We start from the raw sequence: 331 nt of genomic DNA, 5'->3' as shown, positions 1-331 counted from the left end.
GCTGGAGGCGGTCAGCGTACCGCCGTGGGCTTCGACCAGGGCGCGGGCGATGGTCAATCCGATGCCGCTGCCGCCTTCTTGCCGTCGGCGGGCGGGGTCGGCACGGTAGAACCGGTCGAACAGATGACTCAGGTGCTCGGCGGCGATGCCGTCGCCGGTGTCGGTGACGGTGATCCCGGCTTCTCCGTCGACGGCGGTGGTGGCGACGGTGACCGTGCCCCCGGCGGGGGTGTGCCGCAGGGCGTTGTCGAGCAGATTGCCCAGCACCTGCCCGATCCGGTCCGGGTCGACCGTGACCGCGGCGGGGTGCTCGACGTCTTCGACCAGGGCG

At 72.2% G+C, this 331-nt stretch carries 1 protein-coding gene; it reads right to left on the bottom strand.

Annotation, left to right across the window (positions count from 1 at the left end; translation table 11 throughout):
* Positions 1 to 331 (bottom strand): cell wall metabolism sensor histidine kinase WalK (locus tag CQZ88_RS32090; protein WP_258008847.1); only part of this gene is annotated, 331 nt, incomplete at both ends.

Origin of the sequence: Rhodococcus sp. ENV425 (assembly GCF_002887785.1) — a bacterium.
Lineage (GTDB): Bacteria > Actinomycetota > Actinomycetes > Mycobacteriales > Mycobacteriaceae > Rhodococcus > Rhodococcus aetherivorans.
Note: the sequence above shows the minus strand (reverse complement) of the source record. Positions and strands in the feature narration are given on the sequence as shown.